This is a genomic window from Pseudomonas cuatrocienegasensis (assembly GCF_900110925.1).
In the GTDB taxonomy this organism is placed as follows: Bacteria; Pseudomonadota; Gammaproteobacteria; order Pseudomonadales; family Pseudomonadaceae; genus Aquipseudomonas; species Aquipseudomonas cuatrocienegasensis.
Map to the genome: position 1 here is coordinate 107058 of NZ_FOFP01000003.1, position 23586 is coordinate 130643.

23 protein-coding genes, 2 pseudogenes and 1 riboswitch are annotated in these 23586 nt (G+C 63.7%); of the genes and pseudogenes, 11 read left to right on the forward strand and 14 right to left on the reverse strand.

Annotated elements, in window-relative coordinates:
• Window positions 1-39: 39 nt before the first annotated feature.
• A complete protein-coding gene (locus BMW49_RS05515; protein ID WP_069516339.1) occupies window positions 40-471 on the reverse strand; it encodes a hypothetical protein in 432 nt (143 codons plus the stop codon).
• Here BMW49_RS05515 and trmL point away from each other — a divergent pair.
• A complete protein-coding gene (gene trmL, locus BMW49_RS05520) occupies window positions 470-925 on the forward strand; it encodes a tRNA (uridine(34)/cytosine(34)/5-carboxymethylaminomethyluridine(34)-2'-O)-methyltransferase TrmL (RefSeq protein ID WP_069516340.1) in 456 nt (151 codons plus the stop codon). The genes BMW49_RS05515 and trmL overlap by 2 nt on opposite strands.
• Before the next feature lie 143 nt (window positions 926-1068).
• On the opposite strand, the gene secB is transcribed toward trmL, so the two are convergent.
• The 3 genes from secB to BMW49_RS05535 are packed head-to-tail and all read right to left on the reverse strand — an operon-like array spanning window position 1069 to window position 2253.
• A complete protein-coding gene (gene secB / locus BMW49_RS05525) occupies window positions 1069-1539 on the reverse strand; it encodes a protein-export chaperone SecB (RefSeq protein WP_069516341.1) in 471 nt (156 codons plus the stop codon).
• 44 nt (window positions 1540-1583) lie between these two features.
• Window positions 1584-1838, reverse strand: coding sequence for a glutaredoxin 3 (gene grxC / locus BMW49_RS05530; RefSeq protein ID WP_069516342.1), 255 nt, complete (start codon window positions 1836-1838; stop codon window positions 1584-1586).
• Between the two features lies 1 nt (window position 1839).
• Complete coding sequence (locus BMW49_RS05535; RefSeq protein ID WP_069516343.1) at window positions 1840-2253, reverse strand: rhodanese-like domain-containing protein; 414 nt, start codon at window positions 2251-2253, stop codon at window positions 1840-1842.
• A gap of 140 nt (window positions 2254-2393) precedes the next feature.
• Here BMW49_RS05535 and gpmI point away from each other — a divergent pair, with 140 nt between their 5' ends.
• From gpmI to BMW49_RS05550, 3 genes are all read left to right on the forward strand, one after another.
• The gene (gene gpmI, locus BMW49_RS05540) at window positions 2394-3929 is read left to right on the forward strand and encodes a 2,3-bisphosphoglycerate-independent phosphoglycerate mutase (RefSeq protein WP_069516344.1); all 1536 of its coding nucleotides are present in this window, start codon (window positions 2394-2396) and stop codon (window positions 3927-3929) included.
• A gap of 99 nt (window positions 3930-4028) precedes the next feature.
• The gene (locus BMW49_RS05545; protein WP_069516345.1) at window positions 4029-5276 is read left to right on the forward strand and encodes a murein hydrolase activator EnvC family protein; all 1248 of its coding nucleotides are present in this window, start codon (window positions 4029-4031) and stop codon (window positions 5274-5276) included.
• 118 nt (window positions 5277-5394) lie between these two features.
• On the forward strand, window positions 5395-6696 hold the full coding sequence (locus BMW49_RS05550; RefSeq protein WP_069516346.1) for a S41 family peptidase: 1302 nt from the start codon (window positions 5395-5397) through the stop codon (window positions 6694-6696).
• Window positions 6697-6869: 173 nt separating this feature from the next.
• Here the strand turns inward: BMW49_RS05550 and fba are convergent, their stop codons facing one another.
• The 6 genes from fba to tkt form a co-directional block, all read right to left on the reverse strand.
• Window positions 6870-7934 (reverse strand): class II fructose-bisphosphate aldolase, encoded by a 1065-nt coding sequence (gene fba / locus BMW49_RS05555; protein ID WP_069516347.1) that lies wholly within the window; start codon window positions 7932-7934, stop codon window positions 6870-6872.
• A 141-nt stretch (window positions 7935-8075) separates the two neighbouring features.
• Window positions 8076-8393: an MliC family protein gene (locus BMW49_RS05560; protein WP_090390878.1), complete on the reverse strand. Its 318-nt coding sequence runs from the start codon at window positions 8391-8393 to the stop codon at window positions 8076-8078.
• Between the two features lie 48 nt (window positions 8394-8441).
• Window positions 8442-8630: a hypothetical protein gene (locus tag BMW49_RS05565; protein WP_083251650.1), complete on the reverse strand. Its 189-nt coding sequence runs from the start codon at window positions 8628-8630 to the stop codon at window positions 8442-8444.
• Window positions 8631-8688: 58 nt separating this feature from the next.
• Window positions 8689-9852: a phosphoglycerate kinase gene (locus tag BMW49_RS05570; RefSeq protein ID WP_069516349.1), complete on the reverse strand. Its 1164-nt coding sequence runs from the start codon at window positions 9850-9852 to the stop codon at window positions 8689-8691.
• A 4-nt stretch (window positions 9853-9856) separates the two neighbouring features.
• Window positions 9857-10924 carry an erythrose-4-phosphate dehydrogenase gene (gene epd, locus BMW49_RS05575; RefSeq protein ID WP_069516350.1) on the reverse strand — a complete coding sequence of 356 codons (1068 nt, stop codon included), beginning with the start codon at window positions 10922-10924 and terminating at the stop codon, window positions 9857-9859.
• A gap of 122 nt (window positions 10925-11046) precedes the next feature.
• The gene (tkt, locus tag BMW49_RS05580) at window positions 11047-13044 is read right to left on the reverse strand and encodes a transketolase (protein WP_069516351.1); all 1998 of its coding nucleotides are present in this window, start codon (window positions 13042-13044) and stop codon (window positions 11047-11049) included.
• Between the two features lie 174 nt (window positions 13045-13218).
• Here tkt and BMW49_RS05585 point away from each other — a divergent pair, with 174 nt between their 5' ends.
• Together BMW49_RS05585 and metK are read left to right on the forward strand one after the other, a co-directional pair.
• The gene (locus BMW49_RS05585) at window positions 13219-14229 is read left to right on the forward strand and encodes an ArsR/SmtB family transcription factor (protein WP_069516352.1); all 1011 of its coding nucleotides are present in this window, start codon (window positions 13219-13221) and stop codon (window positions 14227-14229) included.
• A gap of 12 nt (window positions 14230-14241) precedes the next feature.
• Window positions 14242-15432 carry a methionine adenosyltransferase gene (metK, locus tag BMW49_RS05590; protein WP_069516353.1) on the forward strand — a complete coding sequence of 397 codons (1191 nt, stop codon included), beginning with the start codon at window positions 14242-14244 and terminating at the stop codon, window positions 15430-15432.
• A gap of 90 nt (window positions 15433-15522) precedes the next feature.
• Here metK and BMW49_RS05595 read toward each other — a convergent pair whose 3' ends face one another.
• Window positions 15523-15864 carry a hypothetical protein gene (locus BMW49_RS05595; RefSeq protein WP_069516354.1) on the reverse strand — a complete coding sequence of 114 codons (342 nt, stop codon included), beginning with the start codon at window positions 15862-15864 and terminating at the stop codon, window positions 15523-15525.
• A 174-nt stretch (window positions 15865-16038) separates the two neighbouring features.
• On the opposite strand from BMW49_RS05595, the gene ligB reads away from it, so the two are divergent.
• On the forward strand, window positions 16039-17715 hold the full coding sequence (gene ligB / locus BMW49_RS05600) for an NAD-dependent DNA ligase LigB (RefSeq protein ID WP_069516355.1): 1677 nt from the start codon (window positions 16039-16041) through the stop codon (window positions 17713-17715).
• Window positions 17716-17831: 116 nt separating this feature from the next.
• Here ligB and BMW49_RS05605 read toward each other — a convergent pair whose 3' ends face one another.
• The 3 genes and pseudogenes from BMW49_RS05605 to BMW49_RS05615 all read right to left on the reverse strand — a co-directional run.
• Window positions 17832-18281 carry a c-type cytochrome gene (locus BMW49_RS05605; RefSeq protein WP_069516356.1) on the reverse strand — a complete coding sequence of 150 codons (450 nt, stop codon included), beginning with the start codon at window positions 18279-18281 and terminating at the stop codon, window positions 17832-17834.
• Between the two features lie 92 nt (window positions 18282-18373).
• On the reverse strand, window positions 18374-18760 hold the full coding sequence (locus BMW49_RS05610) for an MAPEG family protein (protein ID WP_069516357.1): 387 nt from the start codon (window positions 18758-18760) through the stop codon (window positions 18374-18376).
• Window positions 18761-18857: 97 nt separating this feature from the next.
• Window positions 18858-19046: pseudogene (locus tag BMW49_RS05615) on the reverse strand (Zn-dependent hydrolase); the annotation flags it as partial.
• Between BMW49_RS05615 and BMW49_RS24450 the strand changes: the two are divergent.
• The 4 genes and pseudogenes from BMW49_RS24450 to ppnN all read left to right on the forward strand — a co-directional run.
• Window positions 19041-19211, forward strand: a pseudogene (locus tag BMW49_RS24450) (NAD-dependent dihydropyrimidine dehydrogenase subunit PreA); the annotation flags it as partial. The pseudogenes BMW49_RS05615 and BMW49_RS24450 sit on opposite strands and share 6 nt — an antisense overlap.
• 206 nt (window positions 19212-19417) lie before the next feature.
• Window positions 19418-19511, forward strand: a riboswitch (S-adenosyl-L-homocysteine riboswitch).
• A 23-nt stretch (window positions 19512-19534) separates the two neighbouring features.
• Complete coding sequence (gene ahcY, locus BMW49_RS05620) at window positions 19535-20944, forward strand: adenosylhomocysteinase (protein WP_069516359.1); 1410 nt, start codon at window positions 19535-19537, stop codon at window positions 20942-20944.
• Between the two features lie 99 nt (window positions 20945-21043).
• Window positions 21044-21889: a methylenetetrahydrofolate reductase [NAD(P)H] gene (metF, locus tag BMW49_RS05625; protein ID WP_069516360.1), complete on the forward strand. Its 846-nt coding sequence runs from the start codon at window positions 21044-21046 to the stop codon at window positions 21887-21889.
• A gap of 184 nt (window positions 21890-22073) precedes the next feature.
• The gene (gene ppnN, locus BMW49_RS05630; protein WP_069516361.1) at window positions 22074-23447 is read left to right on the forward strand and encodes a nucleotide 5'-monophosphate nucleosidase PpnN; all 1374 of its coding nucleotides are present in this window, start codon (window positions 22074-22076) and stop codon (window positions 23445-23447) included.
• Window positions 23448-23586: the final 139 nt, after the last annotated feature.

Sequence of the window (23586 nt, forward strand, 5' to 3'; positions counted from 1 at the left end):
CGGGGACCTTGGTACAGGCAGGCCGGGGATTCCCCTCTTTTATTGCTCAAGCAGGCTGATCGTCAGCCGCCACTCACCGTCCACCGCCTCCGCGCGCCACTCGGCGCGCAGTGGACGCGCCGCGACCACCCGCAACACCAGGTCACGCCGCTCGCGGGTCACCCGCCAGTTGACCAACCGATCCGCCCAGCGCAGTTGCCCTTCCCGCTCTCGCCCAAACGCCTCAAAGCGCAGTATTACCGTGCCCGCTACGTAGGTCGCCTGCAGCTGCGGCTCGACGTTGAACCACAACTGCAACGCCTGGTCCGCCGGCTCGACCCTATCCAGACGCAGCGGATCGGGCTGCAGCAGCCGGCCGATCATCAGGCCAATAAGAAAACCAAAGATCCCCAACGACGTAATAACCCGCAGCCACGGCCGGGGCCGTGTATCTGTAGAATGCCGCTGGTCTTGATCCACGGAGCCGCGCATGTTTCACGTCATCCTCTTTCAGCCGGAAATTCCGCCCAATACCGGCAACATTATCAGGCTCTGCGCCAACAGCGGCTGCCACCTGCATCTGATCGAGCCACTGGGCTTCGAGCTGGATGACAAGCGCTTGCGTCGTGCTGGCCTGGATTACCACGAATACGCCAGCCTGCAGCGCTATGCAGACCTCGACGCCTGCCTCGACGCGCTGGGCCAACCGCGAGTGTTCGCCTTCACCACCAAAGGTAGCCAGGCCTACCACCAGGTGCAGTACCGCCGTGGCGATGCCTTCCTGTTCGGCCCTGAGAGCCGTGGCCTGCCGGCCGAGATCCGCGACGCCCTGCCTGCCGAGCAGCGCCTGCGTCTACCGATGCGCGAAGGCTGCCGCAGCCTGAACCTGTCCAACACCGTGGCCGTGGCGGTCTACGAGGCCTGGCGCCAGCACGACTTTGCCTAAGCGTAGGGTGCGCTGCGCGCACCAAGAGTCTGCCGCCAAGGCTGGTGCGCACGGCGCACCCTACACGGTGAGCTCACCGTTAGGGCCAACGCCTGAACCAAAAAGCCGCCTCGAAGGCGGCTTTTTAGTTCACGCAGCGGCGTTTACTCGGCCGACTGCTGCATGCGCTGCAGCTCTTGCGCGTACAGAGCATCGAAGTTCACCGGAGCCAGCATCAGCGCCGGGAACGAGCCGCGCACGACCAGGCTGTCCAGGGTTTCGCGGGCGTAGGGGAAGAGGATGTTCGGGCAGAACGCGCCCAGGGTGTGGCTCATGGAGGCGGCGTCCAGACCCTTGATCAGGAAGATGCCAGCCTGCTGCACTTCGGCGATAAAGGCGGTTTCTTCACCAGTCTTGACCGTTACCGAGAGGGTCAGCACCACTTCATGGAAGTCGCCATCAAGGGCTTTCTGGCGGGTGTTGAGGTCCATCGCGACGCTCGGCGTCCATTCCTTGCGGAAAATCTCGGGGCTCTTCGGCGCTTCAAACGACAGGTCACGCACGTAGATACGCTGCAGGGAAAACTGCGGTGTCTGTTCGCCCTGGGCGGCGCCGTTGCTAGCTTGTTCAGTCATGGCAAAGCCTTCTTATCAATGGGTGCTTGAATGGAATGGGTGCATCAGCCCTGGAGCAGTGCGTCGAGTTTACCGGCACGCTCCAGCGCAAAAAGGTCGTCACAACCGCCGACATGGGTGTCGCCGATCCAGATCTGCGGCACCGAGGTGCGCCCGGCCTTGCGCGTCATCTCGGCGCGCACAGCGGGTTTGCCGTCAACGCGAATCTCCTCGAAGGCCACGCCCTTGTTACCGAGCAATTGCTTGGCCCGGATGCAGTAGGGGCACCAGTCGCTGGAATAGATGACGACAGTGCTCATGTCACTTCACCAGTGGCAGGTTGTCAGCGCGCCAGCTGGCGATCCCGCCGGACAGTTTGGCGGCATTGAAACCGGCTTTCTTCAGACTGCCGCTCACCGAGCCTGCGTGCTGGCCCATGGCGTCGACCACAATCAGGGTCTTGGCCTTGTGTTTGTCCAGCTCAGCCATACGAGCAGTCAGTTTGTCCTGGGGGATATGCAGCGCGCCGACGATATGGCCGGCGGAGAAGTCCTTCTGCCCGCGGATATCCAGCACCAGGCCCTGCTCACTGTTGACCAGTGCGGTCAGCTCGCGGGTGCTCAGGCTCTGACCACCTTTGCGCAGCTCAGTGAAGATCAGCAGCGCCAGGAACAGGACGAACAATCCGCTCAGGACATAGTGGGTAGTGGCAAATTCAATCAGGTTGGCAAGCATCACGTGATTCCGGGGGCGGTAAAATGTCGGCCAGTATACACAGCCCCACAAGTCGGCCAAAGCCTGTACAGCGGTGACGCGCACGCCGCCTGGCCGTAAGATGGGCGCTCTTTTTGCCCCAAGCAGAGCGAGTCAGCTTTATGAGCGCCACGCCCAAACCTTTGGTTCTGATCATCCTCGACGGCTTCGGCCACAGTGACGACCCCACCTCCAATGCCATCATGGCCGCCAACACACCGGTCTACGACCAGTTGCGCGCCACCTGCCCCCACGGCCTGATCTCCGGCTCCGGCATGGACGTCGGTCTGCCAGACGGGCAGATGGGCAATTCCGAGGTTGGCCACATGAACCTCGGTGCCGGCCGCGTGGTGTACCAGGACTTCACTCGCGTGACCAAAGCCATCCGCGACGGCGAGTTTTTCGACAATCCGACGCTCACCCGCGCCGTCGATAAGGCCGTCAGCGCCGGCAAGGCCGTGCACATCCTTGGCCTGCTCTCGGATGGCGGCGTCCACAGCCATCAGGATCACCTGGTCGCCATGGCTGAGCTGGCCGCCCGCCGCGGCGCCGAGAAGATCTACCTGCACGCCTTCCTTGATGGCCGCGACACCCCACCGAAAAGCGCGCAACACTCCATCGAGCTGCTCGATGCGGCGTTCACCCGCCTGGGCAAGGGCCGCATCGCCAGCCTGATCGGCCGCTACTTCGCCATGGACCGCGACAACCGCTGGGACCGCGTCGAGCAGGCTTACCGCCTGATCGTCGACGGCCACGGCCAGTTCACGGCTGACAGCGCCGTAGAAGGCCTGCTGGCCGCCTATGCCCGCGATGAAAGCGACGAATTCGTCAAAGCCACCCACATCGGCGCTGCCGCCCAGGTGGAAGATGGCGATGCCGTGGTGTTTATGAACTTCCGTGCCGACCGGGCCCGCGAGCTGACCCGCTGCTTCGTCGAGCCAGGTTTCAAGGAGTTCGAGCGCGCGCGGGTGCCGCAGCTGGCCGAGTTCGTCATGCTCACCCAGTATGCCGCGAGCATTCCAGCGCCCAGCGCCTTCGCTCCGGCCAGCCTGGACAACGTGCTCGGCGAATACCTGGCCAAGCAGGGTAAAACCCAGCTGCGTATCGCCGAAACCGAAAAGTACGCCCACGTCACCTTCTTCTTCTCTGGCGGGCGCGAGGAGCCCTTCGAGGGCGAAGAGCGCATTCTGATCCCCTCGCCGAATGTCGCCACCTACGACCTGCAGCCGCAAATGAGCGCGCCCGAGGTCACCGACCGCATCGTCGAAGCCATCGAACAGCAGCGTTATGACGTGATCGTGGTCAACTATGCCAATGGCGACATGGTCGGCCACACCGGCGTATTCGCCGCCGCCGTCGCCGCAGTCGAATGCCTGGACAGCTGTGTCGGGCGCATCGTCAAGGCCCTGGAGCAGGTCGGCGGCGAAGCCCTGATCACTGCCGACCATGGCAATGTCGAGCAGATGGAGGATGAAAGCACCGGGCAGGCGCACACCGCGCATACCTGCGAGCCCGTGCCCTTCATCTATGTCGGCAAACGCCAGGCGCGCGTGCGTGAAGGCGGCGTGCTGGCCGATGTGGCGCCCACCCTGCTGACCCTCATGGGCCTGCCCGTGCCGGAGCAGATGACCGGTCACAGCATTGTCGAACTCGGCTAATACCGCTTGTTCAACCCGCTGCAAGGGCACACGCCCTTGCAGCTTGCCAACGCTTTTTTAGGCATACTAGGGCCACTCCAACCCTGGTATCGCCCCACCATGTTCCGTGCCCTGCTCCTTATCTGCCTGACCTGCCTGCTGACACCGGCGTTCGCCGATGAAAAGGCCGATGCGCAAAAGCAGCTAGAAGCGGCGCGCAGCGATGTGGCCGAGCTGAAAAAGCTGCTCGAGCAACTGCAGCGCGACAAGTCCGGCGTGCAAAGCGAACTGAAGAAAACCGAAACCGAGATGGGCGAGCTGCAAAAGCAGGTCGACGGCTTGCAACGTGACCTGAAAAGCAGCGAAGGCGAAATCCAGCGCCTGGACAAAGAAAAGAAGCAGCTCGAAGGCGCTCGCCTGGAACAGCAGCGGCTGATCGGTATACAGGCACGCGCCGCCTACCAGAGTGGTCGTCAGGAATACGTCAAACTGCTGCTCAACCAGCAGAACCCCGAGCGCTTCGCCCGCACCCTGACCTACTACGACTACATCAGCCAGGCCCGCATGGAACAACTGGCGACGTTCAACGAGACCCTGCGCCAACTGAATAATGTCGAGCAAGACATCGTTCAACAACAGGCGCAACTGCTTGAGCAGAAATCTGCCCTGGACAGCCGCCGCACGCAACTGGCCGAGGTGCGCAAGGAGCGCCAGGTTGCTCTGGCGCGCCTGAACAAGGAGTTCACCGAGCGCGACCGCAAGCTCAAGGCCCGCCAGGAAGACCAGGCGCAACTGGCCCAGGTGCTCAAGACCATTGACGAGACCCTCGCACGCCAGGCCCGCGAAGCGCAAGCCGCCCGTGCCCGCGCCCTGGCCGACGCCCGCGAACAGGAGCAGCGTCAGGCCCGCCCCAGCGCGCCCAGCAGTGGCCCATTGGTCAGTGCTGGCGCCAGTTATGGCGGCCCGTTCGCCCAGGCCCGTGGCAAACTGCCCTGGCCGGTCGATGGCCGCCTGGTGGCGCGTTACGGAACCCCGCGCGGCGATGACGCTCGTACTAAGTGGGACGGTGTGCTGATCGGCGCCAGCGCCGGTAGCCAGGTGCGCGCTGTGCATGGCGGGCGGGTGGTATTTGCCGACTGGCTACGCGGCGCTGGCCTGCTGGTGATTCTCGACCATGGCAATGGTTACCTGAGCCTGTACGGCCACAACCAGAGCCTGCTCAAGGATGCCGGTGACGTGGTCAAGGCCGGTGAGCCCATCGCTACCGTCGGCACCACCGGCGGCCAGGATACCCCGGCGCTGTATTTTGCGATTCGACAGCAGGGCCGCCCCAGCGACCCCGCACAATGGTGCCGCGCGCAAGGCTAATGGCCTGTACCGCGAGGTGGTTCACGCAAGTTCGGCGAGCCTGTACCGTCGAAATTGTCCAATAGCCCGCCCACAGGCCGCTCAGTACTGCGTTCACCTCTTTAGGAGTTAGCTCGTTATGCCGCATCTGTCTCGCCTTACCTCGCTGGCCCTGGCCATTGCCCTGCTCGGTGCTACGCCCCTGCTGCAGGCTGACCAGACGCCGACCGCGACCGATGTCACGAGCGAAAAGGCACCGCTGCCCCTGGATGAGCTGCGCACCTTCGCCGAGGTCATGGACCGCATCAAGTCCGCCTATGTCGAACCGGTGAGCGACAAGACCCTGCTGGAGAACGCCATCAAGGGCATGCTCAGTAACCTCGACCCACACTCCGCCTACCTGGAACCCGAAGCCTTCCTTGAGCTGCAGGAAAGCACCAGTGGCGAGTTCGGCGGCCTGGGCATCGAGGTGGGCACCGAAGACGGTTTCATCAAGGTCATCTCGCCCATCGACGACACCCCGGCATCCGCCGCCGGCATCCAGCCGGGCGACCTGATCGTGAAAATCGACGACCAGCCCACCAAAGGCCTGTCGATGATGGAAGCCGTGGAAAAGATGCGCGGCAAGGCCGGCAGCCCCATCGTCCTGACCCTGGTGCGGGAAGGCGGCAAGCCCTTCGATGTCGAGCTGAAGCGCGCGGTGATCAAGGTCAAGAGCGTGAAAAGCCAGATGCTCGACGACGGTTACGGCTACGTGCGCATCACCCAGTTCCAGGTCAATACCGGCGAAGAAGTCGGCAAAGCCCTGGATAAACTGCGCAAGGACAACGGCAAGAAACTCAGCGGCCTGGTCCTCGATCTGCGCAACAACCCCGGCGGCGTACTGCAGGCAGCGGTCGAAGTGACGGACCACTTCCTCAAGAGCGGGCTGATCGTCTATACCGAAGGGCGCATCGCCAACTCCGAGCTGCGCTTCAATGCCGACCCGGCCGACGCCAGCGAAGGCGTGCCACTGGTGGTGCTGATCAACGGCGGCAGCGCCTCGGCCTCGGAAATCGTCGCCGGCGCCCTGCAGGATCACAAGCGTGGCGTGCTGATGGGCACCGACAGCTTCGGCAAAGGCTCGGTACAGACCGTGCTGCCGCTGAATAACGACCGCGCACTCAAGCTCACCACCGCGCTGTACTTCACCCCCAACGGCCGCTCGATCCAGGCCCAGGGCATCGTCCCGGACATCGAGGTGGCCCGCGCCAAGGTCACCCGCGAACAGGACGAGGAAGGTATCAAAGAAGCCGATCTGCAGGGCCACCTGGGCAATGGCAACGGCGGCGCCGACAAGCTCCGCAGCAAAGGTGAGAAACCGGTACGCCTACAGGATGGTGACTACCAGTTGAGCCAGGCGCTGAACCTGCTCAAGGGGTTGAATATCACCCGTAACTGACAGGCTGCCCCAGGACGTGTGAGACCCTGCGCACCAGCGTGCTGACTGTTGGCATTTTGTGCGCACGGCGCACCCTACGGCCACAGCGCCATAAAAAACGCCGCGACTCCGAAAGGAGACGCGGCGTTTTTCGTTAGGCGCCCGACGTAATCACGGCGGGCGTTGGCTGCCGGTTAGTTGACCTTGGCGATCAGCTCACCTTTGGCATAGCGCTGGAACATGCCTTCCAGGGAGACCGGTTTGATCTTCGAGGCGTTGCCGGCAGTGCCGAAGGCTTCGTAGCGGGCGATGCAGATGTCGCGCATGGCCACGATGGTCTGGGCGAAGAACTTACGCGGGTCGAACTCGCTTGGCTGCTCGGCCATCATGCGGCGGATCGCGCCAGTGGAAGCCAGACGCAGGTCGGTGTCGATATTGACCTTGCGCACGCCGTGCTTGATGCCTTCGACGATTTCCTCGACCGGCACGCCGTAGGTTTCTTTGATGTCGCCGCCGTACTGGTTGATGATCGCCAGCCACTCCTGGGGTACCGAGCTGGAGCCGTGCATCACCAGGTGAGTATTGGGGATGCGCTTGTGGATTTCCTTGATGCGCTCGATCGACAGCACATCGCCGGTGGGCGGCTTGGTGAACTTGTAGGCGCCGTGGCTGGTGCCGATGGCGATGGCCAGGGCATCGACCTGGGTGCGCTTGACGAAGTCGGCGGCTTCTTCCGGGTCGGTCAGCAGCTGGCTGTGATCCAGCACGCCTTCGGCACCGACGCCGTCTTCTTCGCCGGCCATGCCGGTTTCCAGGCTGCCCAGGCAACCCAACTCACCTTCCACGGACACGCCACAGGCATGGGCGAAGGCCACGGTCTGCTGGGTCACGCGCACGTTGTAGTCGTAGTCGGCCGGGGTCTTGCCGTCTTCTTTCAGCGAGCCGTCCATCATCACCGAGCTGAAGCCCAGCTGGATCGAACGCTGGCAGACGTCCGGGCTGGTGCCGTGGTCCTGGTGCATGCACACCGGGATATGCGGGAATTCTTCGATAGCCGCCAGAATCAGGTGACGCAGGAAGGGTGCACCGGCGTATTTGCGAGCACCGGCAGAGGCCTGGACGATCACCGGGGAATCGGTCTTGTCAGCCGCTTCCATGATCGCGCGCATTTGCTCGAGGTTGTTGACGTTAAATGCCGGCACGCCGTAGCCGAATTCGGCGGCGTGGTCGAGCATCTGGCGCATGCTGATAAGTGCCATGTTTCCTGTCTCCCGCTGTGGAGGTCGTTGATCGTGCAAGCCTGCCCCAGGGACAGGTGCTATTCAAGGGCTGCGCTTACGCGCGTTACCCGGGCCAGGCCCGGGGCGTTAGGGGATGGGCACGCCAGGCGTGCCCAGCGATCAGCGTGCGCGACAACCGCGGCCGATCAAATCATCAGTAGCCGTCCAGTACACCAGGCCTTCATCGCCGCGCACATGCAGCGACAGCTGGCCATCACTGTACAGCGCACCAGAGCCGGAAGGCTCCTGCTGCAACACGCGGATAGGCTCATCCGCAGCCAGGCGCACCTCGACCTGATCGGCATCGCCTGCCGGGCGCCAGAACACCTCGGCCTGGCTGTCGCAAACCCAATGGGTCCAGGGTCCGGATGCGGCGCCCTGCCCGGCACAGCCTGCCAGCCCCAGCAGGGCCAGCGCACCTATGGCTTTCGCCAGCATCTTCATTCACCTTGCAACTCGCAGCCGCTCAATGCGCTGCGCTCGTGTTCAACAATCCTGCTCGGGCGCCGGCGCCGTGGGGTCGCCCGTGCCCTGCCCGTCTACACGGGCATCATCACGGGTGGTCGGCAGGTCGATCTCGGCGGGACTGAAGACATCGCAGACCCGCTCGGATGAACCACCAGCACAACCGGCCAAAGCGGCACAGCAGACTAAAACCAGAGTGGTAAGGCGCATATCGGTGACTCCTGTCCAAGGGTAGATGAACAAGAGACCCTCGAGCTGCACCAAAGGTTTAGCCGCGGGCGCGCTGCTCGAGCACCTCGACCGCCGGCAACACCTTGCCTTCGACGAACTCAAGGAAGGCGCCACCGCCGGTGGAGATGTAGCTGATCTGCTCGCCCACGCCATATTTGTCGATGGCCGCCAGGGTGTCGCCACCGCCGGCAATGGAGAAGGCCGGGCTTTCAGCGATGGCCTGGGCCAACACTTTGGTGCCGTTGCCAAACTGGTCGAACTCGAACACGCCGACCGGGCCGTTCCACAGAATGGTCTTCGAGGACTTCAGCAACTCGGCGAACTGCGCAGCAGTCTGCGGGCCGATATCCAGAATCATGTCGTCTTCAGCCACATCGGCGACCAGCTTGACGGTCGCCTCGGCGTCTTCGGCAAAGGCTTTGGCGACCACCACATCGACCGGCAGCGGCACGCTGACCTCGGCGGCGATGGCTTTGGCGGTGTCGACCAGATCGGCTTCGTACAGCGACTTGCCCACCGGGAAACCGGCTGCGGCGAGGAAGGTGTTGGCGATACCGCCACCGACGATCAGTTGGTCGCAGATCTGGCTCAGGCTGTTGAGCACGTCGAGCTTGGTCGACACCTTGGAGCCGGCGACAATCGCCGCCATTGGCTTGGCCGGGTTACCCAGGGCCTTGCCCAACGCGTCCAGCTCGGCGGCCAACAGCGGGCCGGCGCAGGCAACCTTGGCGAACTTGGCCACGCCATGGGTCGAGCCCTCGGCACGGTGGGCGGTGCCGAAGGCGTCCATGACGAATACGTCGCACAGGGCAGCGTATTGCTGGGCCAGCTCGTCCGCGTTCTTCTTCTCGCCCTTGTTGAAGCGCACATTCTCGAACAGCACGATCTCGCCGGCCTTGAGCTCAACGCCGGCCAGGTAATCCTGAACCAGCGGCACGTCACGGCCCAGGGCCTTGCTCAAGTAAGCGGCCACCGGTGCCAGGCTGTTCTCTGCGCTGAACTCGCCCTCGGTCGGGCGACCCAGGTGCGAGCAGACCATCACCGCCGCGCCCTTTTCCAGCGCCAGCTTGATGGTCGGCAGGGACGCCAGGATGCGCGCATCGCTCTTCACCACACCGTCTTTCACCGGCACGTTGAGGTCTTCGCGGATCAGCACGCGCTTACCGGCGAGGTCAAGATCGGTCATCTTCAGAACGGTCATCACATCAATCCTTCACAGAGGCGGGTGGAACAGCGCGCAGCGCTGTATCGAGAAAATGTTCGGCGACATCCAGCATGCGGTTGGCAAAACCCCATTCGTTGTCGAACCAGGCCAGCAGGTTTACCAGGCGCGGGCCGGAGACCCGGGTCTGGCTGCCATCAACAATCGCCGAATGCGGGTCGTGGTTGAAATCGCAACTGGCGTGGGGCAACTCGGTATAGGCCAGCAAGCCTTGCAGCGGACCGCTCTCAGCCGCCTGACGCAACACCGTGTTGATCTCCGCCGCCGAGGTATCGCGGGCGGTCTGCAGGGTAATATCCAGGCAGGAGACATTTACCGTCGGCACGCGAATGGCTTTGGCTTGAATCCGCCCGCTTAGTTCCGGCAGCAGGCGTTCGATACCGCGCGCCAGACCGGTGGACACCGGAATCACCGACTGAAAGGCCGAGCGCGTACGGCGCAGGTCTTCGTGGTGGTAGGCGTCAATCACCGGCTGGTCGTTCATCGCCGAGTGGATGGTGGTGATCGACACGTAGTCGATGCCCACCGTCTCATTCAGCAACTTGAGCAGCGGCACGCCGCAGTTGGTGGTGCAGGAAGCATTCGACACCAGCCGCTCGCGGCCGGTCAGGCAGTCCTGATTGACCCCGAGCACCACCGTGGCGTCGATATCCGCTTCGCTGGCCATCGGCTGCGACAGCAGCAAACGCGGCGCGCCGGCGTCGATAAAGCGTTGCGCCGCAGCGCGACTGGTGTACTGGCCGGAGCATTCGAGCAGCAGGTCGATCTCCAGCGCGGCCCAATCAACGCCTTCTGGCGTAGCCTGGCGCAACACCTTTACGCAGTCGCCGTTGATATGCAGGCAATCACCGTCGACTTTCACCTCACCGGGAAAACGCCCGTGGGTGGAGTCGAAGCGGGTCAGGTATTCGATGCTGGCCTGGTCGGCCAGGTCATTCAGCGCGACGATTTCCAGCTGCGCCCCTGCGCCTCGCTCGTGCAGCGCGCGCAGCACACAGCGGCCAATCCGGCCGTAACCGTTGAGGGCAATTCGATAGGGGCGCTTGGGCATGGTGTCTCGCAGGTTCGCAGAACGTAGGGTGGATCGCGCTTTATCGATCCACCGGCTGTGTAACGGTGGATCAAAGCAGCGTCGGCTACGCGCCCCGATCCACCCTACGGCGTCGTTCTCTCTCAGGCGTCCAGCAGCTCGGCGGCGGTTTCCAGGATGTTGTCCACGGTGAAGCCGAAATGCTCGAACAGCGCCGGCGCCGGTGCCGACTCGCCGAAGCTGGTCATGCCGATGATGCGACCTTCCAGGCCGACGTACTTGTACCAGTAATCGGCATGGGAGGCTTCGATGGCGATGCGCGCGCCCACTTGCAGCGGCAGCACGGCCTGCTTGTAACCGGCGTCCTGCTGGTCGAACACGCTGGTCGACGGCATCGACACCACGCGGACCTGACGGCCCTCGGCACTCAGCTTGTCGTAAGCGGCTACAGCCAGGCCGATTTCCGAACCGGTGGCGATCAGGATCAGTTCCGGCTCGCCGGCACAATCCTTGAGCACGTAGCCGCCACGTTCAATATCACTAAGCTGCTGAGCGTCACGCTCCTGGTGCGGCAGGTTCTGCCGGCTGAATACCAGCGCGCTCGGGCCGTCATTGCGCTCGATCGCGTACTTCCAGGCCACCGCCGATTCCACGGCGTCGCAGGGGCGCCAGGTGTCGAGGTTCGGCGTGCCACGCAGACTGGCCAGTTGCTCGATCGGCTGGTGGGTCGGGCCATCTTCGCCCAGGCCAATGGAGTCGTGGGTGAACACGTAGAGCACGCGCTTTTTCATCAGCGCCGACATGCGCACCGCGTTGCGCGCGTATTCCATAAAGATCAGGAAGGTCGCGCCGTAGGGCACGAAGCCGCCGTGCAGGGCGATGCCGTTCATGATCGCGCTCATGCCGAACTCGCGCACGCCGTAGAACATGTAGTTACCGGCTGCATCTTCAGCGGAGACGCCTTTGCAGCCTTTCCACAGGGTCAGGTTGGAACCGGCGAGGTCCGCCGAACCACCGAGGAATTCCGGCAGCAGCGGGCCGAAGACGTTCAGGGTGTTCTGGCTGGCCTTGCGGCTGGCGATGGTTTCGCCCTTGGCAGCCACTTCCTGAATATAGGCCGCGGTTTTCTCGGCGAAATCAGCCGGCAGGTCACCGGCGACGCGACGCTTGAACTCGCTGGCCAGCTCCGGGTAAGCAGCAGCATAGGCGGCGAAGCGCTCGTCCCACTCGGCTTCGGCGGCAGCACCAGCGGCCTTGGCGTCCCATTCGGCGTGGATGTCGGCCGGAATTTCGAACGGACCATGGTTCCAGCCCAGGGCGGCGCGGGTCAGGGTGATTTCGTCGTTACCCAGCGGCGCGCCGTGGCAGTCTTCCTTGCCCTGCTTGTTCGGCGAACCGAAGCCGATGGTGGTCTTGCAGCAGATCAGGGTCGGCTGCTCGCTCTTGCGTGCAGTGTCGATGGCGATTTTGATTTCTTCGGCATCGTGGCCGTCGACATTGCGGATCACTTGCCAGCCGTAGGCCTCGAAGCGCTTGGGCGTGTCGTCGGTGAACCAGCCTTCGACTTCACCGTCGATGGAGATGCCGTTGTCGTCGTAGAAGGCGATCAGTTTGCCCAGGCCGAGGGTGCCGGCCAGGGAGCAGACTTCATGGCTGATGCCTTCCATCATGCAACCGTCGCCGAGGAAGGCGTAGGTGAAGTGGTCAACGATCTGGTGGCCGTCGCGGTTGAACTGCGCGCCCAGGACTTTCTCGGCGATGGCAAAACCCACGGCGTTGGCGATGCCCTGGCCGAGCGGGCCAGTGGTGGTTTCCACGCCTGGGGTGTAGCCGTATTCCGGGTGGCCCGGGGTGCGGCTGTGCAGCTGACGGAAGTTTTTCAGGTCCTCGATGCCGAGGTCGTAACCGGTCAGGTGCAGCAGCGAATAGATCAGCATCGAGCCATGACCGTTGGACAGCACGAAACGGTCACGGTCAGCGAAGCTCGGGTTGCTCGGGTTGTGCTTGAGGTAGTCACGCCACAGCACCTCGGCGATGTCCGCCATGCCCATGGGGGCACCGGGATGGCCGCTGTTGGCTTTCTGCACGGCATCCATGCTCAGGGCACGAATGGCATTGGCTCGCTCACGACGGCTGGGCATCGCTAATCTCCTGCGGGGGGCTATTCACAAAAAGGCGGCCATTTTCGCCCACGGGGGCCTACCGGGGCAATGACAGATGGTCACAGGGGCGATGTTTTCTACGGCCGGAGCAATATCAAAACTTTTTGATATTGCCCTTGCTGTATGAAAAATGACCGACTAGACTGCCGCCCCATGAACCTGCCCGCACCACAACCGCGTTTCGAGCCCGCCGATTCTCTGGCCGTCCTGTGCAAGGCCGCCGGCGATCCACTGCGCCTGAACGTATTGCGTGCGTTGGCCAACGACTCCTTCGGCGTATTGGAATTGGCGCAGATCTTCGCCATTGGCCAGTCGGGCATCAGCCACCACCTCAAGGTGCTGGCCCAGGCCGGCCTGGTGGCGACCCGTCGCGAGGGCAATGCGATCTTCTACCGCCGTGCCCTGGCGAGCCTCGACCAGCCTGGTGGCACCCTGCAGGGCGCCCTGCTCGGCGAAATCGACATGCTGCCACTGCCCGCCGAGGTGCAGGCGCGCATAGCCGCCGTGCATGCCCAGCGCGCCGCCGCCAGCCAGGAGTTTTTCGCCCGCATGGCCGCCAGCTTCCAGGCCCAGCAGGACCTGATCGCCGGCCTCGCGCAATACCGCGACAGCGTGCTGGCCCTGCTCGACAGCCTTAACCTGCCGGCCAACGCCACGGCCCTGGAAGTCGGCCCTGGCGACGGCGGTTTTCTACCTGACCTGGCACAGCGCTTTGCCCAGGTGCGCGCGCTGGACAACAGCCCGGCGATGCTCGAGCTGGCTCAGGCACGCTGCCTGCAGGCTGGCCTGAGCAATGTCAGCCTGCACCTGGCCGATGCCCTGAGCGATGAGTATCCGGCCGCCGATTGCCTGGTACTGAACATGGTCCTGCACCATTTCGCCGCCCCGGCCGACGCCCTGCAGCAGCTTGCCCAGCGTCTCTGCCCCGGTGGCAGCCTGCTGATCACCGAACTGTGCAGCCATAACCAGAGCTGGGCGCGGCAAGCCTGCGGCGATCTCTGGCTAGGCTTCGAACAAGACGACTTGACTCGCTGGGCGCTTGCCGCCGGGCTGGTCTCTGGCGAGAGCCTGTATGTGGGCTTGCGCAATGGTTTCCAGATTCAGGTACGGCACTTCGCCAAACCCGACGAACACCACGGCCTGCGGGCCCTCACCCTGCGGTAAAGGAACCGATCGATGAGCGAATATTCCCTGTTTACCTCCGAGTCCGTGTCCGAAGGCCATCCGGACAAGATTGCCGACCAGATCTCCGATGCGGTGCTCGACGCCATCATCGCCCAGGACAAACACGCCCGTGTGGCCTGCGAAACCCTGGTCAAGACCGGAGTGGCCATCGTCGCCGGTGAAGTCACCACCAGCGCCTGGGTCGACCTCGAAGACCTGGTGCGCAAGGTCATCTGCGACATCGGCTACACCAGCTCGGATGTCGGCTTCGACGGCAACACCTGCGGCATCATCAACATCATTGGCAAGCAGTCCCCGGACATCAACCAGGGCGTCGACCGCGCCAAGCCGGAAGACCAGGGTGCCGGCGACCAGGGCCTGATGTTCGGCTACGCCAGCAACGAAACCGACGTGCTGATGCCGGCACCGATCCGCTTCTCCCACGCGCTGGTCGAGCGTCAGGCCGAAGCGCGCAAGTCCGGCCTGCTGCCGTGGCTGCGCCCGGATGCGAAATCCCAGGTCACCTGTCAGTACGAAAACGGCAAGGTGGTGGGCATCGACGCCGTGGTGCTGTCGACCCAGCACAGCCCGGACGTGTCCCTGGCCGACCTGCGTGAAGGCGTGATGGAGCTGATCATCAAGCACGCCCTGCCGGCCGACCTGCTGCACAAGGACACCCAGTTCCACATCAACCCGACTGGCAACTTCGTCATCGGCGGCCCGGTGGGCGACTGCGGCCTGACCGGCCGCAAGATCATCGTCGACAGCTACGGCGGCATGGCCCGTCACGGCGGCGGCGCGTTCTCCGGCAAGGATCCGTCCAAGGTTGACCGTTCGGCTGCCTACGCCGGTCGTTACGTGGCCAAGAACATCGTCGCTGCCGGCCTGGCCGAGCGCTGCGAAATCCAGGTGTCCTACGCCATCGGCGTGGCCCTGCCGACCTCGATCTCGATCAACACCTTCGGCACCCACAAGATCGCCGAAGACCAGATCATCAAGCTGGTGCGTGAGGTGTTCGACCTGCGCCCGTACGCCATCACCAAGATGCTCGACCTGCTGCACCCGATGTACCAGGAAACCGCAGCCTACGGCCACTTCGGTCGCACGCCCGAGCAGAAGACCGTCGGCAACGACACCTTCACTACCTTCACCTGGGAAAAGACCGACAAGGTCGCCGACCTGCGCGCCGCCGCCGGCCTGTAATAAACAAAAGCCCCTAGCCTTGCGGCTAGGGGCTTTGTCAGCAACCTGAGCCCTGCACGCAGCGGGGCTTTTTTGTGCCTGTGATTCGGCTTACTTGCCGAACATCGAGCCCAGGCCCTTGAGGGCATCCTTGGCGGCAGTGACGCTTTCCACGGCCTGGTTCACCTGGTTCGGCTCGGCGGCCTGGGCCGATGCATTGGCTTGCTCGGCCTGGGCATTGAGACGAGCACAGCCACCATCGACGGCCGCCAGATTGTCGGTGGCTTTCTGGTTGCCGGCGAGCTGAGCGATCAGCTTGGCTTTGGCCAGGCCATCCTGATTAGCCGCCAGTTGCTCCTGGCACTTGGCCTCGGCGGTGCTGATCTCGGCGGCCTGGGCAGACAGGCTGGTGGCGGCGAGAACGGCGAAGCAGACGGCAGAAACGATACGCATGGTGAAGACCTCTTGAGTGCTGAGGCCCGGCTGTCCATAGCCCCCGCCGGGCAAATCCATTTGTGGGGGTGGTAAAAGGCGCGGCAATCTATCACCAGGCCACGGCCGCAACAAGCCATGACACGTGCTATAGGCTAGGCTTGAGAAAACCGTCACGAGCAAGGATGCTCCCCCATGCAAACGCCCCTGCTGTCGCTACCGACCCTGCTGTTCGCCCTGCCCCTGCTGGCCGCCCCCTGCCCCGATTGGAGCGACGCCGAGGCGTTACGCGAGATCCAACCCCTCGCCGCGCAGATCGCGGCCTGGGATGACGCCTACCACAACCACGGCCAGTCGCCGATCAGCGACGAACTCTACGACCAGGCCCGGGCTCGCCTGGCGCACTGGCAAACCTGCTGGCCCGACGTGGGCACAACCTTGTCCGATGCCCCGAGTGGTGCTGCCGGGAACGCCGAGCATCCGGTCGCGCAGACCGGTCTGCGTAAACTGGCGGATGAAGCCGCAGTCACCGAGTGGATGGCATCGCGTGAAAACCTCTGGGTACAGCCCAAGGTCGATGGCGTGGCCGTGACCCTGGTGTACCGCGCCGGCTTTCTACAACAGGCAATCAGCCGGGGGGACGGCCGCCTGGGCCAGGACTGGACCGCCCAGGTGCGACAACTGCCCGCCGTACCGCAGCAATTGCCCCAGCGCCTGGATGCCATCTTGCAGGGCGAGTTTTACTGGCGCCTGGATAAGCATGTGCAGGCGCGCGATGGCAGCCTGGGCGCACGCGGCAGCGTGGCCGGCCTGCTGGCTCGACACAGCCTGACTGCCCAGGATGCAGCGCGCATCGGCCTGTTTATCTGGGATTGGCCGGACGGCCCGGCGGAGATGGGCGAACGCCTGCAAGGCCTGACGGCCCTGGGTTTTCCCGATAGCCAACGCTTCAGCCAAGCGCTGAGTACGCCCGCCGATGCCCGCCAGTGGCGCCAGCACTGGTACCGCAGCGCGCTGCCATTCGCCAGTGATGGCGTGGTGCTGCGCCAGGGCCAGCGGCCACCCGGAGCGCGCTGGCAGGCCACCCCACCGCACTGGGCGGCAGCCTGGAAGTACCCCGCCAGCCAGGCCCTCGCGGTGGTCCGTGCGGTGGATTTCAGCATCGGCCGCAGCGGACGGATCACCCCGGTGCTGCGCCTGCAACCGGTGCAGCTGGACGACCGGCGGATCAGCCGCGTCAGTGTCGGCTCCTTGTCACGCTGGCAGGAAATGGATATTCGCCCTGGCGATCAGGTATCGATTCAACTCGCCGGCCTGACCCTGCCGCGCTTGCAGGAGGTGATCTGGCGCACCCAGCAGCGCGCACCGCTGCGTATACCGGACGCCAGCACTTACCACGCGCTGAGTTGCTGGCAAGCCACCCCAGACTGCCAGCAGCAATTCCTGGCGCGCCTTACCTGGCTCGGCGGCCGCAACGGGCTGGCCCTGCCAGGCATTGGTGCGGGAACCTGGGCACGCCTGCTGGAGGCCGGCCGGCTGGAGGGCCTGCTTGACTGGCTGCATTTCGATGACAGGCAGCTGAAAAACATATCCGGTATCGGCCCGCGCAGCCGCGAACACCTGCTCGCGCGCTTTGCCGAGGCGCGACAGCGGCCCTTCAGTCAGTGGCTGGCGGCCCTGGGCGCGCCATCGCTGGATGCCGAAGCGCAGGCCAGCGACTGGGCTACGCTCAGCCGCCGCAGCCAAGCCGACTGGCAACGCCAGGCCGGCGTCGGCGCGGCGGGGGCTGAGCAGCGTTGGGCGTTTTTCAATGACCCGCAGGTGCAGGCCCTGGCCGCGCAACTGCGCGAGGCCAAGGTGGCAGGTTTCTGATTGGCTATGTGCCAATTGAATGCTGCATGGGGGCCGGCCAGGCCGCGCGCACCAAGAGTCTTGCAGCCTAAGGCGGTGCGCACGGCGCACCCTACGGCTCTAGCATTAAGTCCCAGTCAGTAGGCGCGGAACTCTTCGTGGCAGGCCTTGCAGCTGTCTTCCACGCGCTGCATGGGCGCGGCCAGGTCGTCGCTTTTGAGCGGCGTGGCGGTACTCGCGGTGACCAGCGCAGCGGTGGCGCCCTCCAGGTCGCGGGCCATGCGTTGAAAGGTTTCCTGGCGCGCCCAGACATCGTCCTTGGCGCGGCTGTCACCTTCGTCCCGCGCCTGGGGGAAGTGCTGCCAGGGTGTGCGCGACAGCTGGTCAAGTTGTGCGGCGCCACTGATAAAACGCGCCTCGTCGAACTTCACCCGTCCGCGCAGCATGCCACCCAGGTCTTCGCTGGTCTTGAGCATGTCCTTGAAGATCGCCTGGCGCTTGCCCATCGGCGAATTTGGATCGACACCGCCACAGGCGGTAAGCGTCAGGCAGGCAAGGGCGATCAACAACGGGATTTTCAGATTCATGGTCACAGGCTTCGGCTTAAGGCGACAGCCAGTATCACCACTCGATCGGGCCAGGCCAAGCGTGGTGTTTTGCCACAGAGGTCATCCGCGGTTTAGGCCGCAACCACAAAGAGCGCAACGATCAGCCCGACGCCGACGAACCACACCAGCGAGCGCAACATCGCCCAGTCGGCCAGGTAGCACAGGGTATAGAGCACGCGGCTGATGACAAACGCGATGGCCAGTTGATCGAGCACGCCCTGGGCAGCACCGCCGGCCAGGTGGGCGATAATCACCGCCGCGGCAAATGCCGGGGTGATCTCGAAGCCATTGAGCTGGGCATTGTTGGCGCGCCGGCCCAACCCCTCGAGGTTGTCCAGCAGCGCCCGCGGGTCATGGTTATGCCGTGGGCTGAAACCGCCGCCGACGGCTTTGGCCGTCACGGTGGACAGGTACGGCAGGACAATGGCGATCAGTACGCACCAGTAGGCAAGGGTCATGGCAGCTCCGTAGCTCGGCAGTGGGCTACGCAGCATCGCCTGTCCCTGCCCGGGCGTCCATGACCGCCACCACTCAAGGCCATGGCGTTTCAGCCAATCAGGCCGCCAGTTTACCCTCGGCCAGCGCCACCGACACGGCGAGCATGGCGCGCAGCAGCACCGCGCAGCCAGCCGCCAGATCCGCCGGGTCGGCGTTGTCGATTTCGTTGTGGCTGATGCCGCCCTCACAGGGCACGAAAATCATCCCCGCTGGGCCGAGCTCAGCGAGCAAGATCGCGTCATGCCCGAGCGCGGCATGGCCGCGGCGGTCGGCCAGGTGCCTGAATACGTGGAGATGGTCACCCGCTGGTGCAAGACCACTCTCTCGCTGCCGATAATCGTCAGACTGACGCCGAATATCACCGACGTGCGCTTGCCCGCCCGTGCGGCCCATCGCGGTGCCGCCATAGCCTTTGTTGGCGAAGACCTTCTCGGCCGCCAGGAGAGTCTTCTCGACGTTGCGCCGACGAATCTCGATCTTGTGCTCCCTGACAACTGAACAGAGCAAGGCTGCCACTGGCGCCAGCCCGCGGCGACGGAAAGCCTTGGGCAGTTGGCCAGGTGCAGCTATAATCCCTCGGCTACTTCCGACCGGCACCGCCCGGTCGCTCCCGCCACCCGTCCGAGGGGCGCTGCAGCAAACCCTGTGCAACAGGACTTTGTCAGGCTCGGATGGGGCGTTAACCATACGCATCAACGGCGCCCATTCGACACCAACGAATGGAGAACTCATTTATGAGCGCTGTACTGACGCCTGCCGGTTTCACCGATTACAAAGTCGCCGACATTTCCCTGGCTGCCTGGGGCCGCCGCGAAACCATCATCGCCGAATCCGAAATGCCCGCCCTGATGGGTCTGCGCCGCAAATACGCCGGCGAACAACCGCTGAAAGGCGCGAAGATCATCGGCTGCATCCACATGACCATCCAGACCGCCGTGCTGATCGAAACCCTGACTGCACTGGGCGCCGAAGTACGCTGGTCGTCGTGCAACATCTTCTCGACTCAGGACCAGGCCGCTGCCGCCATCGCTGCAGCCGGCATCCCGGTATTCGCCTGGAAAGGCGAGACCGAAGCAGAGTACGAGTGGTGCATCGAGCAGACCATCCTCAAGGACGGCCAGCCGTGGGACGCCAATATGATCCTCGACGACGGCGGCGACCTGACCGAGATCCTGCACAAGAAATACCCGCAGATGCTCGAACGCATCCACGGCGTTACTGAAGAGACCACCACTGGCGTGCACCGCCTGCTGGACATGCTGGCCAAGGGCGAGCTGAAGATCCCGGCGATCAACGTCAACGACTCGGTAACCAAGAGCAAGAACGACAACAAGTACGGCTGCCGTCACAGCCTGAGCGACGCGATCAAGCGCGGCACCGACCACCTGCTGTCCGGCAAGCAAGCACTGGTCATCGGCTACGGCGACGTAGGCAAGGGCTCGGCGCAGTCGCTGCGTCAGGAAGGCATGATCGTACGCGTGACCGAAGTCGACCCGATCTGCGCCATGCAGGCGTGCATGGACGGCTACGAAGTGGTTTCGCCGTTTATCGATGGCATTAACGACGGCACCGCCGCCAGCATCGACAGCGCCCTGCTGAGCAAGATCGACCTGCTGGTGACCACCACCGGTAACGTCAATGTCTGCGACGCCAATATGCTCAAGGCCCTGAAAAAGCGCGCCGTGGTGTGCAACATCGGTCACTTCGACAACGAAATCGACACCGCTTTCATGCGCAAGAACTGGGCGTGGGAAGAGGTCAAGCCGCAGGTGCACAAGATCCACCGCACTGGTGCCGGCAGCTTCGATGCGCACAACGACGACTACCTGATCCTGCTGGCCGAAGGCCGTCTGGTGAACCTGGGCAACGCCACTGGCCACCCGAGCCGGATCATGGATGGCTCGTTCGCCAACCAGGTGCTGGCGCAGATCTTCCTGTTCGGCCAGAAGTACGCCGACCTGAGCCCGGCACAAAAAGCCGAGCGTCTGACCGTGGAAGTGCTGCCGAAGAAACTCGACGAAGAAGTGGCCCTGGAAATGGTCAAGGGCTTCGGCGGCGTGGTTACCCAACTGACCAAGACCCAGGCCGACTACATCGGTGTGACCGTCGAAGGCCCGTTCAAGCCGGACGCCTACCGCTACTAATGCGTAGGGTGGGTAAGCCCATGGCTTATCCACCGCCGACTTCCCGCACGGTGGATGGGAAAAACGCCATTCACCTACGTCTCCAAGGCTAGAAACCCTATGAGCCAAGAACGCCGTTACAGCTTCGAGTTCTTTCCTACCAAGACCGAAGCCGGGCACGAAAAACTGATGAATGTGGCGCGCCAACTGGCAACCTACAAACCCGATTTCTTCTCCTGCACCTACGGTGCCGGTGGCTCCACCCGCGACCGCACGCTGAACACCGTGCTGCAACTCGATGGCGAGATCAAGGTACCGGCCGCGCCGCACCTGTCCTGCGTCGGTGACAGCAAGGCCGAGCTGCGCGAGTTGCTGGGCCTGTACAAAAATGCCGGAATCAAGCGCATCGTCGCCCTGCGCGGCGACCTGCCTTCCGGTATGGGCATGGCCAGTGGCGAACTGCGTTATGCCAACGAGCTGGTCAGTTTTATCCGCGAAGAAACCGCCGATCACTTCCATATCGAAGTGGCCGCCTACCCGGAAATGCATCCGCAGGCACGCAACTTCGAGGACGATATCGCCAACTTCGTGCGCAAGGCCAAGGCCGGCGCCGATAGCGCAATCACCCAGTACTTCTTCAACGCCGACAGCTACTTCTACTTCGTCGAGCGCGTGCAGAGAATGGGCGTGGATATCCCGGTGGTGCCCGGCATCATGCCGATCACCAACTACAGCAAACTGGCGCGCTTCTCCGATGCCTGCGGTGCGGAAATTCCGCGCTGGGTGCGCAAGCAGCTGGAAGCCTACGGTGATGATACCGACAGCATCCAGGCCTACGGTGAGCAGGTCATCACCCAGATGTGCGAACGCCTGCTGCAAGGCGGCGCCCCCGGCTTGCACTTCTACAGCATGAACCAGGCCGAACCCAGCCTGGCGATCTGGAACAACCTCAAGCTGCCGCGCTGACCCCTGCGCCGGGCCGCGCGATGCGGCCCGGTTTGCCCCGCCTGTGCACGTCATCGATACCCACCTGGCCAGGTAGCTTCGCGCCTGGCGTATCATGACCCTACATTCGCCTCAGGCAGTATCCTGCGCGACGCTGCTGTCGCCTCGCCAGGGCCTGAGCCGCATACCCATCACGGAGCGACCAATGTCCAAACGCCTTACCATCAACGCCTCACTCACCCCCAAGGGCAGCCTGGAAACCCTGTCCCAGCGCGAAGTCCAGCAACTGCGTGAAACCGGCTCCGGCAGTGTCTACGCCCTGTTTCGCCAGTGCGCCCTGGCGATCCTCAATACCGGCTCGCACAGCGACAACGCCAAGACCATTCTGGAAGCCTACCCCGACTTTGAAATCCGCATCCTGCAGCAGGATCGCGGCATCCGCCTGGAGCTGTTCAACGCGCCGGCCAACGCCTTCGTCGATGGCGAAATGATCGCCAGCACCCGCGAGATGCTGTTCAGCGCCCTGCGCGACATCGTCTACACGCAGAGCGAACTGGAGAGCAAACGGGTCGACTTCAGCAGCTCCCAGGGCATCACCGATTACGTCTTCCATCTGCTGCGCAACGCCCACACCCTGCGCGCCGGCCTGGAGCCAAAGATCGTCGTATGCTGGGGCGGCCACTCGATCAGCACCGTGGAATACAAGTACACCAAGACCGTTGGCCACGAACTGGGCCTGCGCGGCCTGGATATCTGCACCGGCTGCGGCCCTGGGGTGATGAAGGGGCCGATGAAGGGCGCGACCATTTCCCACGCCAAGCAGCGCAACACCCGTGGCCGCTACCTGGGCCTGACTGAACCGGGAATCATCGCAGCCGAAGCACCCAACCCGATCGTCAACGAGCTGGTGATCCTGCCGGACATCGAGAAGCGCCTGGAAGCCTTCGTGCGTGTTGGCCACGGCATCATCATCTTCCCTGGCGGCGCCGGTACGGCCGAAGAGTTGCTGTATCTGCTGGGCATTCTCATGCACCCGGATAACCAGGCCGTGCCCTTCCCACTGATCCTTACTGGGCCGAAAAGCGCAGAAGCCTATATGCAGCAGCTCGACGCATTCATCGGCGCGACCCTGGGTGACAGCGCGCGCCAGCACTACCGCATCATCATGGATGACCCGGCCCAGGTTGCCCGCGAAATGGCCGACGGCATCAAGGCGGTCAAGCAGTTCCGCCGCGAGCAGAACGATGCCTTCCACTTCAACTGGCTGCTGAAAATCGACGAGAGCTTCCAGCACCCGTTCGAACCAACCCATGCCAACATGGCCAGCCTGCAACTGGACCGCAACCAGCCGCTGCACGAACTGGCCGCCCAGTTGCGCCGCGCGTTTTCCGGCATCGTGGCCGGCAACGTCAAGGACAAGGGCATCCGCCTGATCGAACAATACGGCCCCTACGAAATCAGCGGCGACCCGGAGATCATGCGTCACCTCGACCTGCTCCTGCAGTCCTTCGTCGAACAACACCGCATGAAGCTGCCGGGTGGCGCGGCCTACGAGCCCTGCTATCGCTTGGTCCACTGACCCGCCACCAGCACGCTAGATGAGCGCCGTCGCAGGTAATGCCTGCGACTCGGGCGTGCGCGCGATCTGTTCAGCCGCATTGCCAGCCGGTATCCTGGCGACATGCCAGTATTACAGCGCCAAATAATAGGCGCATTAC

Excerpts from the sequence above, each read along its gene's own strand:
- BMW49_RS05545 (WP_069516345.1), top strand. The coding sequence starts at position 4,029 with ATGTTCCGTGCCCTGCTCCTTATCTGCCTGACCTGCCTGCTGACACCG.
- fba (WP_069516347.1), bottom strand. The coding sequence starts at position 7,934 with ATGGCACTTATCAGCATGCGCCAGATGCTCGACCACGCCGCCGAATTC.
- BMW49_RS05585 (WP_069516352.1), top strand. The coding sequence starts at position 13,219 with ATGAACCTGCCCGCACCACAACCGCGTTTCGAGCCCGCCGATTCTCTG.
- BMW49_RS05605 (WP_069516356.1), bottom strand. The coding sequence starts at position 18,281 with ATGAATCTGAAAATCCCGTTGTTGATCGCCCTTGCCTGCCTGACGCTT.
- gpmI (WP_069516344.1), top strand. The coding sequence starts at position 2,394 with ATGAGCGCCACGCCCAAACCTTTGGTTCTGATCATCCTCGACGGCTTC.
- secB (WP_069516341.1), bottom strand. The coding sequence starts at position 1,539 with ATGACTGAACAAGCTAGCAACGGCGCCGCCCAGGGCGAACAGACACCG.
- trmL (WP_069516340.1), top strand. The coding sequence starts at position 470 with ATGTTTCACGTCATCCTCTTTCAGCCGGAAATTCCGCCCAATACCGGC.
- BMW49_RS05565 (WP_083251650.1), bottom strand. The coding sequence starts at position 8,630 with ATGCGCCTTACCACTCTGGTTTTAGTCTGCTGTGCCGCTTTGGCCGGT.
- BMW49_RS05570 (WP_069516349.1), bottom strand. The coding sequence starts at position 9,852 with ATGACCGTTCTGAAGATGACCGATCTTGACCTCGCCGGTAAGCGCGTG.
- BMW49_RS05550 (WP_069516346.1), top strand. The coding sequence starts at position 5,395 with ATGCCGCATCTGTCTCGCCTTACCTCGCTGGCCCTGGCCATTGCCCTG.
- ligB (WP_069516355.1), top strand. The coding sequence starts at position 16,039 with ATGCAAACGCCCCTGCTGTCGCTACCGACCCTGCTGTTCGCCCTGCCC.
- ppnN (WP_069516361.1), top strand. The coding sequence starts at position 22,074 with ATGTCCAAACGCCTTACCATCAACGCCTCACTCACCCCCAAGGGCAGC.
- BMW49_RS05560 (WP_090390878.1), bottom strand. The coding sequence starts at position 8,393 with ATGCTGGCGAAAGCCATAGGTGCGCTGGCCCTGCTGGGGCTGGCAGGC.
- ahcY (WP_069516359.1), top strand. The coding sequence starts at position 19,535 with ATGAGCGCTGTACTGACGCCTGCCGGTTTCACCGATTACAAAGTCGCC.
- BMW49_RS05535 (WP_069516343.1), bottom strand. The coding sequence starts at position 2,253 with ATGCTTGCCAACCTGATTGAATTTGCCACTACCCACTATGTCCTGAGC.
- metF (WP_069516360.1), top strand. The coding sequence starts at position 21,044 with ATGAGCCAAGAACGCCGTTACAGCTTCGAGTTCTTTCCTACCAAGACC.
- BMW49_RS05610 (WP_069516357.1), bottom strand. The coding sequence starts at position 18,760 with ATGACCCTTGCCTACTGGTGCGTACTGATCGCCATTGTCCTGCCGTAC.
- BMW49_RS05515 (WP_069516339.1), bottom strand. The coding sequence starts at position 471 with ATGCGCGGCTCCGTGGATCAAGACCAGCGGCATTCTACAGATACACGG.
- tkt (WP_069516351.1), bottom strand. The coding sequence starts at position 13,044 with ATGCCCAGCCGTCGTGAGCGAGCCAATGCCATTCGTGCCCTGAGCATG.
- grxC (WP_069516342.1), bottom strand. The coding sequence starts at position 1,838 with ATGAGCACTGTCGTCATCTATTCCAGCGACTGGTGCCCCTACTGCATC.
- epd (WP_069516350.1), bottom strand. The coding sequence starts at position 10,924 with ATGCCCAAGCGCCCCTATCGAATTGCCCTCAACGGTTACGGCCGGATT.
- metK (WP_069516353.1), top strand. The coding sequence starts at position 14,242 with ATGAGCGAATATTCCCTGTTTACCTCCGAGTCCGTGTCCGAAGGCCAT.
- BMW49_RS05595 (WP_069516354.1), bottom strand. The coding sequence starts at position 15,864 with ATGCGTATCGTTTCTGCCGTCTGCTTCGCCGTTCTCGCCGCCACCAGC.